The sequence below is a fragment of the Mycobacterium scrofulaceum genome, from assembly GCF_002086735.1.
GTDB lineage: Bacteria > Actinomycetota > Actinomycetes > Mycobacteriales > Mycobacteriaceae > Mycobacterium > Mycobacterium scrofulaceum.
Map to the genome: position 1 here is coordinate 33,397 of NZ_MVIJ01000028.1, position 13,669 is coordinate 47,065.

Genomic DNA, 13,669 nt, shown 5'->3' on the forward strand with positions numbered 1-13,669 from the left:
GAGGGTCGCCTGCGTCGGCAACCGCACCAGGCTACCGGACGACGGGGTGACCGGAGAAATCCGTGCGATCGAGCAACCCGGCTACTGCCGGGCGTCCAGGTATTCGGTGGCCCTGTCCAGCGTTGCCCGGTCGGCCTTGGCCAGGGATCCCGAGTCGAACGGCGGCTGCGGGTCGTATTCGATGAGCAACTGAGCGGCCTCCGCGGCCTGCCGATCGACCAGGAGCTCGACCAGCCGTAGGGCCATGTCGATGCCGCTCGACACGCCCGCGGCGGTGATGATCCGCTCCGGCAGGTGCTCGACGACCCGGTCCGGCACGTAACGGGCGCCCAGCTCGTTGAGTAGGCCCCCGGCCCGCCAGTGCGTGGCGGCGGTGAGCCCGTCGAGCAGGCCCGCGCCGGCCAACAGCAGCGCACCGGTGCACACCGACGTGGTGAACATCGTGGTCGGGTGCACCGCCTGCAGCCAGGCGCGGATGGTGTCGTCGTGGATCAGCTGACGCGTCCCGATTCCGCCGGGAAACAGCACCACGTCCGGCGAGGTGACCTCGTCGAACCTCGCGTCGCAGCTAAGGCCGAGCATCCCGTTTTCCGTGCGCACCTCACCGCGGCGGTGACCGATGAACACCACCTCGACCGACGGGACGCGTTGCAGGACCTCGTAGGGCCCGACCGCGTCGAGCGCGGTCACCCGCGGGAACAACGGAATGGCGACTAAGGTCATGGCGCCACTTCCCCCACAAGTGGGAGGTACCCCCACCCCCGCAAGCGGCGGTTGGTGCCCCCACCGATCCCGGCCATGCCGGCATCATCGTCGTCGGCGCGAGTCATGGCGCCCCGGCTCCGGCCGGCACCGCGGGCTCGGCCTCGGGGACGCCCGCGCGTCGCACGCCGGCGGGCCGCAACCAATCCGGCAGCCACGCCGGCGGGGCGTCGGGCGCGCGGTCAAAGGGGCCACCCGCCGGGTCGTCCACCCGGCCGCCCCAGCGGACCAGGTCCTCGTCGGGGCGATAGATCTGGCGAATCACCAACGCGCACAACGCGATCACGGCGACGTCACGCATCAGCACCGTCGTGGTGAAGAACTGCTCGGGCAGCGACCGGTTCGGGTTGCCGTACAGGTAGTACATCCGCGGCACCCACACCACGGCGTCGATGGTCATCCACGCCAGCAGGATCCGCCGGTGCGGCAACGCCAGCACCGCCAACGGCACCAGCCACAGCGAGAACTGCGGACTCCACACCTTGTTGGTCAACAGGAAGACCGCGACCACCAGGAACAACAGCTGCGCCAGCCGCGGCCGCCGCGGAGCGGTCAGCACCACGTAGGCGATTGCCGCACAACCGATGACGAAGAGGGCGGTCACCACCGTGTTCAGGACAGTCGGCGGCTCCCAGAACCCCAACTTGGGGTCGAATCCGCGCCAACCGGTGAAGGACTTCACGACGTTGTACAACGAGTCCATGTCGTCGCCGCGCCGGGTGTTGAGCCGGAAGAATTCCGACCACCCGCGCGGAAAGAGCGCCAGCACGGGCAGGTTCACCAACAGCCAGGTCAGCGCTGCCGTCCCCGCGGTGCGCGCCAGCGCGCGGAACCGTCCCGTCCGAATCGCCAACACCACCATGGGACCGAGGAACAACAACGGATACAGCTTCGCCGCGGCGCCCAGCCCGATCAGCACGCCGGCCGCCACCGGCTTGCGCCGCGCCCACGCCAGTAGCCCGGCCATCGCCAATCCCGTTGCCAGGGCGTCGAAATTGGTGAAAATCTGGAAGATCACCAACGGTGACGCGGCCACCAGGGCCGCGTCCCACACCCGGCGCCCCGCCAGCCCGGCGGTGGCCCAGACGGTGGCCAGCCAGGCCAGCGCCAGGCCGAACGCCGCAACGTTGAAGAACATCACCACCTCGGCGACCACCGGCAGCGGAGCCAGCTTGGTCAGCGCGGTGTAGGTCTTCGCCAACGCCATGGACACGTACTGATACATCCCGGTCAGCACCGGATACTCCATGTAACGCACCGCGGGCCGGCCGTCGTAACGCATCTGCGGGGTGCCACTGCCGTCCGTCTCGACCCAGCTCGACTTGTACGGAAACTTCCCCTGGCTCAACAACTCCGCGCCGTAGAGCGGAACCGTATCGGAGTAACACAACTCGTAGTACGCGCGTTGGTTGTCCCAGTTGGCCACCCGCTGATCGCCTGTCCCGGTGCCGGTGCTCTGCAGGCAGGCCGCCTTCGTCGACCAGCCGAGCGCCAGGAACACCAGGCCGATCAAAAACATCACCCGCAGTGGGGTCATCACCCGTGTCCGGCCGATGAGTGCGTGCCTGCCCACCGGTCCCCCGACGACCTCCGCCAGCGCGGCACCCAACGAGTCGGTCCGACTCGGGCAGTCGCGATTGTCGACGCTGCGCAAATCGCCGGCCAGCGGTCCCGGGGAGATGGTGGCGCTGCGCTGCTCGCCGTCGGTCACGGCGGCGGTTGCGGCGGTGGAGCTTGCGGGCCGCCCGGCGGGACGCCCGGTTCGGGGCCGTTACCACCCGGCGCCGGCGGCGCATTGGTGATCGTCGTGGGCGGCCCGACCGGGATGGTGATGCCCGGCGCCACCTCGATGGTGGGCTGAATGACGGTCACCGACGGAGCCGGCGGCGGGGGCGGCGGCGCGGGGACACCCGCATACCCACCGATCTCGGTCGGCTTGGGGAAGGACTCCTTCGAAGTGCCCTTCAGCGCGCCGTCCATGGTGGACTTCCAGATGTCCGACGGCAGCCCGGAGCCGTAAACCGGCGCGCCCGAGGCGGTTACCAGCGGGACGTCACCCTTCGCGGTGCCCACCCACACCGCAGTCGACAACGACGGCGTGTATCCGACCATCCAGGCGTCCTTGTCGGCGTTGGTGTCGCCCAGCTGCGTGGTGCCCGTCTTCGCCGCCGACGGCCTACCGCCGGCCAGCGCGTGGCCGCGCGAGTAGCTGGCGATCGGCTCCATGGCCGCGGTGACGTTGTCGGCCACGGCCTTCGGGATCCGCTGCTCGCCGTTGTTGTCGGACTTGCTCGCGTCGAAAAGCACCTGGCCGTCCGAGTTGACGACCTTCTGCACGAAATGCGGACGATGGTAGACGCCGGAGGCGGCCAGCGTGGCGTAGGCCGACGCCATGTCGATCACCCGGGTCTGATACTGCCCCAGCACGATTCCGTTGTTGGGTGGCCCGCCCTTGCCGTCCTCGGACAGCGTGTGGTCCACACCGGGGAAGCTGGTCGCGACGCCGGCCTGGTGCGCGGCGTCCGCGACGGCCTGCGGGCCGCCCTTGAGCTTGAGCATCAACCGGTAATACGAGGTGTTCAACGACTGCTTGAGCGCCTGGGCGATGTTGCAGGTGCCGCAGCTCTCGCCGTCGACGTTGGTGATCTTGATACCGTCGACCGTCAGCGGCGAACTGTCCACCTGGTACCCCAGACCGATCCCCTGTTCGAGGGCGGCGACCAGGGCGAACACCTTGAACGACGAACCGGTTTGCAGCCCGGCCTGCGCGAAGTCGAAACCGTTGGCGTCCGCGCCGCCGTAGTAGGCGCGGATCGACCCGTCGTGCGGGTCGATCGACACCACGGCCGAGCGCATGTCGGGGTCTTGTCCGTCAAGGTATTTCGACACCGCCTTCTCGGCCGCCTGCTGCGCCTTCGGGTCGATGGTCGTGGTGACCTGCAACCCCTGGGTGTTCAGGGTCCGCTCGTCGATGTTGAACAGCTCCATCAACTCTCTGGTCACCTGACGCTCGATCAGCCCGTTCGGCCCCGTCGTCTGGTTCTCCGCGCGCGCCTGGTCGGGCGGCACGGTCTGCGGGAATTCCTGCGTCGCACGATCACTGGGAGAGAGCGCCTTGGTCTCCACCATGCCGTCGAGCACCCAGTTCCACCTGTCTCGGGCGCCCCTGGGATCGACGGCCGGGTCCAGCGCCGATGGGCGCCGGATCAGCGCCGCCAGCAGCGCCCCCTCGGAGACGGTGAGCTGCTCGACGGGCTTGTTGAAGTAGGCCTTGGCGGCGGCGGAGATGCCGTAGGCGCCGCGGCCGAAGTAGATGATGTTCAGGTAGGCCTGCAGCACATCGTCTTTCGACCACTCCCCCGACATCTTGGTGGCGATGACCAGTTCTTTGGCCTTGCGCATCAGGCCGCTGAACCCGTGCTGCGCCGAACCCACCAGCGCGTTCTTCACGTATTGCTGGGTGATCGTCGACCCGCCCTGCAGGTCGCCGTTGCCGAAGAGGTTGTTGTCCACCGCCCGCGCGAAGCCGGTGAAGTCGAACCCCGGGTTGGAGTAGAAATTGCGGTCCTCGGCGGCGATCACGGCCCGGCGCACGTGCACCGGCACCTGGTTGATGTTGACGTCCACCCGGTTGCCTTCGGGCGGGATGATCTTGGCGATCTCGGATCCGTCGCTGGCCAGGATGGTGGAGACCTGGTTGGTGCGCAGGTCGCCCGGCTTGGGGATGTCGACGATGAAGTACGCCATCGCGAACGTGACGATCGGCAACAGCACCAGCACCGCCGCCGACAGATAGGCCGCGCGTCGCACCCACAGCCAATTGATCTGCTGGGTCCAGTGGACGTCGCCCCGCGGTCCGGAACCGTCGGGCCCGCCGGGCCGACCCCGCGGCCCGGGCGGCGGCGGTGGCCCTCCCGGTGGGCGGCCTCCCCCGCCGGACCGGTCGCGGCGCGGCGACGTCCTGCTGTCCAGCGCGGCCTTGACCTCTTCGAGCGCATCCCGCTGCAACGGCCCCGAGGGAGGGCTGTCCAGCGCGGCTTTGACTTCTTCGATGCTGGGGTCGGGGCGCCGCGGCGACCGGTCGTCGACGACCGGTGGGAGGATGCTGGTCAGCCGGTCATCGGGCGGAACCCCACGGCGCTGCCCGGGCGCCGACGGCGCGTCACGCGGGCGCTCGCCACTTCCATGTTTGCCCACACGCTCAGTCGCCGGCCCATCCGCGTCGCTGGACGACTGGTTGTGGCGTCCGTCGTTATTCAATGGCCGTGCGCGCGTCGTTTCGCGCCGTCCGCGTGCCGCGCGTGCCCTTCGGTGGGCGCGCCGCGCCGAGCACATACGACTTGACCAGATGGTTCCACTCGCAGGTCCGACATACCTCCACGACGTGGACGGCGAACTCCTCGAAGCGGGTGGCCAGCAACACCAACTCTTCGGCCGTTCGTGCCGAGCCGGATACCGGACCCAGGTGTTCGCCGAACACCCACGACACCAGCGTCAGCTGCTCCTTGCGGCAGATCGGGCACATGACCTGGCTCGGTTTCCCGTGAAACTTGGCGGCGCGCAGCAGATACGGGTTCGCGTCACACACCTCGGACACGCCCGTGCGGCCCGAGTACACCTCGGCCAGCAGTGCTCGCCGCCGGAGCGCGTAGTCCACCACTTGTCGCTGCAGTCGCACGCCCACCAGAGTACGTCGCCATCCCGGGTGCGGATACGCAACCAAAACCGTGGCGGCCCGAGCCGGCTAACCGGCCGGTGTTTCCTGTGCCGAACCGGGGCCGGACTCTACGATCATCCCCGTGGCGAAATGGCTCGGGACATCGCTGGGCGGCGGGGCGGCGACCAGTGGCGGAGCGGCCACGCGCGCCAAGGACATCAACCGGCAGGACGCCTGCAGGATCCTCGACAACGCGTTGAACGACGGCGAGCTCTCCATGGAGGAGCACCGGGAACGGGTCAGCGCGGCCACCAAGGCGGTCACCCTCGGCGACCTGCAGGCCCTCGTGAACGACCTGCAAACCGACAGCACCGCGCTGCACCCGCCGTCCGCCGAGGCCCGACCGGTGCCGGCGAGGCTGCGCGGCTGGGGGCCGCTCGCCGCGGCGTTCGTCGTCTCGGTGCTGCTGGGCGTGGGCATCGGCTGGGGCCTCTACGGCAACACCAAGTCGCCGCTGGACTTCACCTCCGATCCCGGCGCCAAACCCGACGGCGTCGCCCCCCTGGTGCTGACCCCGCCCACCCAACTGCACTCGGTCGGCGGGCTCACCGGGTTGCTCGAGCAAACCCGCAAGCGGTTCGGCGACACCGTGGGGTACCGACTGGTCATCTACCCGACCTACGCGGTGCTCGACCGTCCGGATCCCTCCGACGACCGCCGCGTCCTGGCCTATAGCTACCGCGGCGGCTGGGGCGACCCGACCAGCTCGGCCAAGAGCTCGGCGGACGGACCCGTCCCCGTGGACCTGAGCAAGTTCGACGTCACAAAGACGGTCGGCATCATGCGCGGCGCCCCGCAGACGCTCCACATGAAGCCGTCGGACGTCAAAACCGAATACCTCAACATCGAGCCGGCCACCGACCCGACCACGCCGGGCGCCCTGTCGCTGTCGCTCTATGTCTCCAGCGACTACGGTGGGGGCTACATCGTCTTCGCAGGTGACGGCACCGTCAAGCAGCTGAACTTGCCGTCCTAGACCGCCGGCAGCCGCCGCGATCCGATTCCGCGCGCCCAGGCTAATAGCTCACGAACATCCGGTGGTGTTGTGGCGAATATATCGAGACGATACGATTACGCGAGGCGTCGAACCGTCGTAACCAACCGTGCAAAGGGGGTGACTCGATGCTTGAGCTCGCCATCCTCGGCCTTCTGATCGAATCGCCGATGCATGGTTACGAGTTGCGCAAACGCCTCACCGGTCTCCTCGGGGCATTCCGCGCGTTCTCGTACGGTTCCCTGTACCCGGCCCTCCGGCGGATGCAGGCCGAGGGCCTGATCGCCGAGGATGCCGCCCCGGCGGGGACCCCGGTTCGGCGGGCCCGGCGCGTCTACCAGCTAACCGACAAGGGCCGTCGGCGCTTCGGGGAGCTGGTGGCCGACACCGGCCCGCACAACTACACCGACGACGGCTTCGGGGTGCACCTGGCCTTCTTCAACCGGACTCCGGCGGAAGCGCGCATGCGCATCCTGGAAGGCCGTCGGCGCCAGGTCGAGGAGCGGCGGGAAGGCCTGCGCGAAGCGGTGGCGCGAGCCAGCAACTCGTTCGACCGGTACACCCGCCAACTTCACCAACTGGGGCTCGAGTCCAGTGAGCGCGAGGTGAAGTGGCTCAACGAGCTCATTGCTGCGGAGCGGGCGATGCCCGGCCTCTCCGAGCAGACGTAATACCCCTTGCACGAATCCGATCAGCTGCGACACAAGGTTATGGAGTTAGGAGAACGCCCTATGAGTGAGCACCAGCCGCCGACGGCGGAAGAGGCGCAGACGGAGGTACGAGTCGCCATTGTCGGCGTCGGTAACTGCGCATCTTCGCTGGTACAGGGCGTCGAGTATTACCAGAACGCCGACGAGAACAGCACCGTGCCCGGTCTGATGCACGTGAAGTTCGGCCAATACCACGTGCGCGACGTCAAGTTCGTCGCCGCCTTCGACGTGGACGCCAAGAAGGTCGGCTTCGACCTGTCCGACGCGATCTTCGCCTCGGAGAACAACACGATCAAGATCGCGGACGTGCCGCCCACCAACGTGGTGGTGCAGCGCGGCCCGACGCTGGACGGCATCGGCAAGTACTACGCCGACACCATCGAGCTGTCGGATGTCGAGCCCGTCGACGTGGTGCAGGCGCTGAAAGAGGCCAAGGTCGACGTGCTGGTGTCCTACCTGCCCGTGGGTTCCGAGGAGGCCGACAAGTTCTACGCCCAGTGCGCCATCGACGCCGGCGTGGCATTCGTCAACGCGCTGCCGGTGTTCATCGCCAGCGACCCGGTGTGGGCCAAGAAGTTCGCCGACGCCGGCGTGCCGATCGTCGGTGACGACATCAAGAGCCAGGTCGGTGCCACCATCACCCACCGCGTGATGGCCAAGCTGTTCGAGGACCGCGGCGTGCAGTTGGACCGCACCATGCAGCTCAACGTGGGCGGCAACATGGACTTCCTCAACATGCTCGAGCGTGAGCGGCTGGAGTCCAAGAAGATCTCCAAGACGCAGGCCGTCACCTCCAACCTGCAGCGCGAGTTCAAGACCAAGGACGTGCACATCGGCCCGTCCGACCACGTCGGCTGGCTCGACGACCGCAAGTGGGCGTACGTGCGGCTGGAAGGCCGCGCCTTCGGCGACGTGCCGCTGAACCTGGAGTACAAGCTCGAGGTGTGGGACTCGCCGAACTCCGCGGGCGTCATCATCGACGCGGTGCGGGCGGCCAAGATCGCCAAGGACCGCGGGATCGGCGGTCCGGTGATCCCGGCGTCGGCCTACCTGATGAAGAGCCCGCCGCAGCAGCTGCCCGACGACGTCGCGCGCACCCAGCTCGAAGAGTTCATCATCGAGGGCTGACCCCTTTTCAATCGATTGTGCGGTGAGGTCGCTTCGGTGACCTCACCGCACAGTCGTCTCGGCGGCCGTTCGCCGCCTCATTCGCGGGAGTCACGCGAGGGTCGGCGTGTGCTGTGTGTCCGACACATGCGGTGATTCTTGTGACCGAAGTGATTCGGCCGTTGACGACGCCCGTGGGGTGTCATCCTTTGTTTCATGTCCGGCGCCAAGCATGTCGTTCTCATCCACGGCACGTGGGGCCGCGGCGATCACTGGGGTCCCGCTCGGGCGGCTTTCGAGGAACGCGGTTATACGGTGCACACCCCGACGCTGCGCCATCACGAATTGCCGTCGGCAGAAGGCGCCATGAAACTCGCGTCGCTGAGCATGCGCGACTACACGGATGACCTCGTCGCGCTCGTCGATTCACTGGACTCGCCACCGCTGTTGGTTGGACTGTCGCTGGGCGGTCTGCTGGCGCAGCTCGTCGCCGCACGTACCCGTCATGCCGGCGTCGTCGCCGCCTGCCCGACACCGGCGGCGGGCATCTTCGCCCCTACTCCTGCAACGCTGCGCAGTTTCGGCAGCGTCTTCGGGCGGCACTTTCTACAGCCGCGACCGTGGGCCAAGCCGCTGTATCCCACGACGTGGCCCCGGTTCCGCCGGTGGGTAGCCAACGCGCAGACCGAAGAGGTCGCCCGTGAGGTATTCGGCGGCTTCGTCTGCGAATCGGGGCGCGCGTATTGCGAGATCGTCTTCCCTTCTCTGGACCGGGGCAAAGCCGCCACCGTGGACTTTGCCGCGATTGCGACGCCGGTGCTTGCGATCCGGGGCGAATACGACCGTATGGTCCCTCCCCAGATCGCCCCTAAGACGGCCGCGCGTTATCGGCGAGGGAGCTGGGTGGACATTCCCGGCTCGGACCACCTGGTCTTTACCGGGAATGCGCTCCCGGTGACCATGGGCCATATCGACGAATGGATCGCCACGAACCGCGTGCTCACCAGCGCCTAGCTCCAAATCGTCCTCACGACGCTGTGCGGGTGCTTAGCATCATCTCTCGATGACCGTTCAGCCCGCCGCGTTCTTGCGCACGACGCTCCCCCTCGACCTGTCCCGGCTCCAGGAGTTGGACAGCGGCCGATACCACTCGATCTGGCTGCCCGACCACATGGTCAGCTTCTGGCCCGACGCGATCTGGACCCCCGAGTTCACCGACCTGGCCACCGCCTCCCCGTCTCCGCACCGCCACCTGGACGGGCTCGCGGTCGCCGCGGCGGCCGCCGTGCTGACGGAGAACGTTCCGCTCGTCAGCGCGGTCGTCGACACCGTGCGCCGCCACCCCAGCATGCTCGCCCAGACGGCGCTCACGATCGACCACCTCGCCAAGGGCCGTTTCATCCTCGGGCTGGGCAGCGGCGAGAGCGAGAACACCCTGCCCTACGGATTCGACTTCGCCAGACCGGTCAGCCGCTTCGAGGAAGCCCTCACGGTGATCCGGCTGCTGTGGGACAGCGACGGCCCTGTCGACTTCGACGGCCGGTTCTACTCCCTGCGCCACGCCCGGCTGGACACCGAACCCTACGCGGGCAACACGCCGCAGATCTGGATCGGCGCCAGCGGCCCCCGGATGCTGGACCTCACCGGTCGGCACGCCGACGGATGGTGGCCGGCCGGCGCCTGGACGCCGGAGCACTACGCCGAGATGCTCGGCGCGGTAAGGGCTTCGGCGGAGCGCGCGGGCCGCGACCCGCTGGCGATCACACCCTGCTTCATCCAGGTGTGCCTGATCGGGACAGACGACGACGCCCTGGCCCGAATCCTGCAGGCCCCCCTGGTCAAGGCGTTCCTCCTGCAGGTGTCCGCGGAAACGTTGCGCGCCTTCGGCTTCGAGCACCCGATGGGCGATCGATGGCGCGGGTTCCAGGACATCGACCCGGCGGTGCTCACCCGCGAGCGCATCCTCGACTTCCTCGACATGGCGCGGGCCGAGATGATACTGGCGGTGGTGCCGCATGGCACACCGGCGCAGGTCGCCAAGATCGTCAAGGCCTATGTGGACGCGGGCCTGCGCGTGCCCAAGATCCTCGACTACGCCGCTATGGCCGGCCTGAGCTTCGCGGAGGCGTCGGCGGCCAACGTCCGCGCTGCCGAAGACGAGCTGATGCGGCTCTGCGGGGTGCCGGCGTGACGACCCGCCTCGACGCCGCCCAGCTGCTCGCCGACGCGCAGCAAGCCACCGGTCTGAGCGATTACGGCGATCCGACGCTGCCGCAGCGCTTCACCGTCGCCGTCGAGCACCTCAACGCCCTCGGCATGAACGCCGACGGCAACCGGCAAGCGGCGCAGGTATGCCGATGGCTGCTGACGTCGCGGCTGGAATTCATCGGGGACCGTAACCGCTACCCGGTCGGTGACGAGGTGATCGAGGAGCCGATGTTCGTCACCGGCGAACCCCGTTCGGGCACAACGCTGATGCACGCGCTGATGTCCGTCGATCCGCAGGCGCGGGCGCTGCGGTTCTGGGAGGTGATGTATCCGTCACCGCCCCCCGGGCTGGCCGGTCCCGACGACCCCCGCCGCGCGCGGGCCGACGCCGACTGGCGCGAGATCAACGCCAAGATGCCCAAGTGGCTGCACAGCCACCCCTACAACGACATGCTGGGCGATGGCCTGCCCGAGGACGAGCGCACGTGGGCGTTCGACTTCCGGGTGATGACACCGACCGCCTGGTGGCGCGTGCCGATGCAGTCGCTGGTCAGCGGACTGGCCACCGACGCGGCGGCGCAATATCGGCTGCACAAGGCCATGCTGCAGCAGCTGCAATACCGTCGGCCGCGGAAGCACTGGGTGCTCAAAGGATTTCACGGGTTCCGGCTCAAGGAGCTGTTCGACACGTATCCCGACGCGCGCATGGTGTGGCTGCACCGCGACCCCGTACAGGTCGCCGCGTCACGCACGATGATGATGGCCGACATCGCCGACGGCATCGTCGGTCCGGTCGACCTGCACGCCGAGGCCAAGAAGCACCTCGAGATGACCCGCGCCAGCATCGCGAACACGATGAGCAATCCGCTGGTGGACGATCCGCGCATCCTGCACGTCCGCTACTCGGACTTCATCGCCGACCACATCGGCACCGTCCGGCGCTACTACGCGTTCTGCGGTCGCGAGCTGACCGGCCGCGCCGAATCGGTGATGCGCGCGTACCTGGCCAACAACCGCGGCGACCGCCATGGCAAGTTCACCTACTCCACCCGGCTGCTGACCGACATCGGCGAGGACCTAGACGCGCTGCACGCGGAGTTCCGGCCGTTTCGGGAGCGATTCGGCGTCGCCATCGAGAACCGGCCGTGACGTGACCGGCGCACACAAACGGCTGTCCGTGCACGACGTCACCTTCTACGGCGACTCGCTCACCGAGATGACGGCGCATTGGGCCGCGCTCGGGGTGTCCCGTCTGAGCGTGCTGGACAGCGAGCTGCTCGACCCGGACTTTCCGATCCTGTTGCAGTGCAACGATTATACCGTGGAGGCCGTCTATCACCTCTTCGCCGGCGGCGCGCTGTCCGGCGACCCGCAGCCCGCCCGCGACGCGCTGTGCACCGTGATCGACGCCGCGGCCGCCGCCGGCGCTCGCACGGTCTACCTGCTCACCGGCGGGCGCGGCGGCCTCAGCTGGGGGCAAGCCGCCGAACGGTTCTGCGCCATGGTCGCCCCCTGCGTGGCGCACGCCCACGCGGCCGGGCCGGCGCTGGCCATCGAGAACGCCTCCAGCCTGTACGCCGACCTCCACATCGCCCATACCCTGCGCGACACCGTCGCGCTGGCCGAGATGGCCGAGCTGGCTGTCTGCATCGACGTGTTCCACTGTTGGGCGGAGGGCGATTTCGACGCGACGCTGCAGCGGGCGCTGCCGCGCACCGCGCTCATCCAGTTGAGCGACTACGTGCTCGGCGACCGGGCACTGCCCGGCAGGGCGGTCCCCGGCGACGGCGCGATCCCGATCGAGGCGATCGTCGCCCAAGCCGTCGCCGGCGGCTACGCGCACGGTTTCGACCTGGAACTGATCGGCCCCCGCATCGACCGGGAGGGCCGCCGCGAATCCGCCCGCCGCGCATGCGATGCCGTCGGCGCGATCCTGGACAGGCTTGGGGCTTAGGGATGGCTTACGGTGACGGTCCCCATGACGCGGAACTGCAGTCCGCCTGGGCCGAATTCTGCGCGCGCCTGCAGCGGGCGGGTGAGCAGGTCTTCAAGCAGGCCAACCCGGCCTCCGCCGTGCATCGCGTGGACGCCTACCGATTCCTCACCCAAAACCTGGGCCAGGCTTTCGATTTGGCGCTCGAAACCCGCGACACCCGCTACCCGGTGCTGCACGCATTCTGCGGCCCCACTCGCAAGCTCGGCGGCGACTGTGCCGACTTCACCTACCAGCAGGCATGGATCGACGGGCGCTCAACCTACCGGCTCACCGGCAGCCGCGGCACCGCAAGGTTTTTCAATGTCACCGTCCAGGGGCCGCGCGTCCCCGGCCCCGGCGTGCTGCACGAACCCTTCGGTGACACACCCGAAGCCAACCTGCTTGGCCATCACCTCGACATCGGCGACGACGGACAATTCGAGCTCTACATCGGTGGGCCCAAGCGCGGGCCGAACTGGCTGCCCACCACCGGCGGATCACGCAAACTGTTCGTCCGCCAAGGATTCGACCGCTGGGACGAGCTGCCGGCACAGCTGCGCATCGAGCGGGTCGACATGGACTCCCCCAAGCCGCTGCCGTCGCCCACCGAGATGGTCGCGGCGATGCGCTGGGCCGGTGATTTCATCACCGGTCTGATGGCCGACTGGCCCGAATTCCCCTTCACCTACGGCGGCGTCGACGCCGAGCGCCCGAACACCTTCCCCCGCGTGGACACGACCGACGCCGACGGCAGGCGCGGCCGCGCCGCCATCAACATGTATTGGGAGCTGGCCGACGACGAGGCGCTGATCGTCGAATTCGACATCCATGACGGCCTGTGGATGCTGACCAACATGGGCGTCTTCTTCAACAGCATGGACTACCTCTACCGGCCGGTGAGCTACACGCCGAGCCGTGCCACGACCGACACCGACGGGCGCATCCGGCTCGTCCTGGCTCACCGCGACCCGCGCGTGCACAACTGGCTCGATACCCAGGGCTTCCGGTGCGGCAACCTGACCTACCGGCACATGCTCGAAGGCGAGCCCGCGGCGCTGAGCACCCGTGTCGTCAAGCACGACGACGTGCTCACCGCCCTACCGGCGGACACCGCCCTGGTGACTCCCGCGCAGCGCACCGCCGCGATGTGGGAACGGTTCCACGGCATTCGCCGTCGTTATGTCCTCTAGTGTCTG

At 68.3% G+C, this 13,669-nt stretch carries 12 protein-coding genes; 8 read left to right on the top strand and 4 right to left on the bottom strand.

Translation table 11 applies throughout. The annotated features are described in order from the left end of the window. Nucleotides 1–81: 81 nt before the first annotated feature. The 4 genes from BST44_RS18010 to BST44_RS18025 all read right to left on the bottom strand — a co-directional run bounded on the left by BST44_RS18010 (nucleotide 82) and on the right by BST44_RS18025 (nucleotide 5,440). Nucleotides 82–723 carry a DJ-1/PfpI family protein gene (locus BST44_RS18010; protein ID WP_083178468.1) on the bottom strand — a complete coding sequence of 214 codons (642 nt, stop codon included), beginning with the start codon at nucleotides 721–723 and terminating at the stop codon, nucleotides 82–84. 103 nt (nucleotides 724–826) lie between these two features. After that, complete coding sequence (locus BST44_RS18015; RefSeq protein WP_083178469.1) at nucleotides 827–2,473, bottom strand: glycosyltransferase family 87 protein; 1,647 nt, start codon at nucleotides 2,471–2,473, stop codon at nucleotides 827–829. Then, nucleotides 2,470–5,022 carry a transglycosylase domain-containing protein gene (locus tag BST44_RS18020; RefSeq protein ID WP_142274556.1) on the bottom strand — a complete coding sequence of 851 codons (2,553 nt, stop codon included), beginning with the start codon at nucleotides 5,020–5,022 and terminating at the stop codon, nucleotides 2,470–2,472. The genes BST44_RS18015 and BST44_RS18020 overlap by 4 nt, the downstream gene beginning before the upstream one ends. Further along, entirely contained in the window at nucleotides 5,015–5,440 is a 426-nt protein-coding gene (locus BST44_RS18025; RefSeq protein ID WP_083178506.1) for a DUF5318 family protein, read from the bottom strand. The genes BST44_RS18020 and BST44_RS18025 overlap by 8 nt, the downstream gene beginning before the upstream one ends. 121 nt (nucleotides 5,441–5,561) lie before the next feature. Here BST44_RS18025 and BST44_RS18030 point away from each other — a divergent pair, with 121 nt between their 5' ends. The 8 genes from BST44_RS18030 to BST44_RS18065 all read left to right on the top strand — a co-directional run bounded on the left by BST44_RS18030 (nucleotide 5,562) and on the right by BST44_RS18065 (nucleotide 13,663). After that, nucleotides 5,562–6,455: a DUF1707 SHOCT-like domain-containing protein gene (locus BST44_RS18030; protein WP_083178471.1), complete on the top strand. Its 894-nt coding sequence runs from the start codon at nucleotides 5,562–5,564 to the stop codon at nucleotides 6,453–6,455. A gap of 146 nt (nucleotides 6,456–6,601) precedes the next feature. Next, nucleotides 6,602–7,144: a PadR family transcriptional regulator gene (locus tag BST44_RS18035; RefSeq protein WP_083178472.1), complete on the top strand. Its 543-nt coding sequence runs from the start codon at nucleotides 6,602–6,604 to the stop codon at nucleotides 7,142–7,144. A 60-nt stretch (nucleotides 7,145–7,204) separates the two neighbouring features. Beyond that, entirely contained in the window at nucleotides 7,205–8,311 is a 1,107-nt protein-coding gene (locus tag BST44_RS18040; RefSeq protein WP_083178473.1) for an inositol-3-phosphate synthase, read from the top strand. A 195-nt stretch (nucleotides 8,312–8,506) separates the two neighbouring features. Further along, nucleotides 8,507–9,304 carry an alpha/beta fold hydrolase gene (locus BST44_RS18045; RefSeq protein ID WP_142274557.1) on the top strand — a complete coding sequence of 266 codons (798 nt, stop codon included), beginning with the start codon at nucleotides 8,507–8,509 and terminating at the stop codon, nucleotides 9,302–9,304. Between the two features lie 49 nt (nucleotides 9,305–9,353). Beyond that, on the top strand, nucleotides 9,354–10,481 hold the full coding sequence (locus BST44_RS18050) for an LLM class flavin-dependent oxidoreductase (RefSeq protein ID WP_083178474.1): 1,128 nt from the start codon (nucleotides 9,354–9,356) through the stop codon (nucleotides 10,479–10,481). Further along, entirely contained in the window at nucleotides 10,478–11,647 is a 1,170-nt protein-coding gene (locus BST44_RS18055; RefSeq protein WP_083178475.1) for a sulfotransferase family protein, read from the top strand. Before BST44_RS18050 ends, BST44_RS18055 begins: the two co-directional genes overlap by 4 nt. 1 nt (nucleotide 11,648) lies before the next feature. After that, the gene (locus tag BST44_RS18060) at nucleotides 11,649–12,452 is read left to right on the top strand and encodes a sugar phosphate isomerase/epimerase family protein (RefSeq protein WP_083178476.1); all 804 of its coding nucleotides are present in this window, start codon (nucleotides 11,649–11,651) and stop codon (nucleotides 12,450–12,452) included. Between the two features lie 2 nt (nucleotides 12,453–12,454). After that, entirely contained in the window at nucleotides 12,455–13,663 is a 1,209-nt protein-coding gene (locus BST44_RS18065) for a DUF1214 domain-containing protein (RefSeq protein WP_083178477.1), read from the top strand. The last annotated feature ends 6 nt before the right edge of the window (nucleotides 13,664–13,669 follow it).

What these genes read in the sequence shown, in the direction of transcription:
- BST44_RS18010 (WP_083178468.1), bottom strand. Translation starts at nt 723, where the DNA reads ATGACCTTAGTCGCCATTCCGTTGTTCCCGCGGGTGACCGCGCTCGAC.
- BST44_RS18035 (WP_083178472.1), top strand. Translation starts at nt 6,602, where the DNA reads ATGCTTGAGCTCGCCATCCTCGGCCTTCTGATCGAATCGCCGATGCAT.
- BST44_RS18040 (WP_083178473.1), top strand. Translation starts at nt 7,205, where the DNA reads ATGAGTGAGCACCAGCCGCCGACGGCGGAAGAGGCGCAGACGGAGGTA.
- BST44_RS18045 (WP_142274557.1), top strand. Translation starts at nt 8,507, where the DNA reads ATGTCCGGCGCCAAGCATGTCGTTCTCATCCACGGCACGTGGGGCCGC.
- BST44_RS18050 (WP_083178474.1), top strand. Translation starts at nt 9,354, where the DNA reads ATGACCGTTCAGCCCGCCGCGTTCTTGCGCACGACGCTCCCCCTCGAC.
- BST44_RS18065 (WP_083178477.1), top strand. Translation starts at nt 12,455, where the DNA reads ATGGCTTACGGTGACGGTCCCCATGACGCGGAACTGCAGTCCGCCTGG.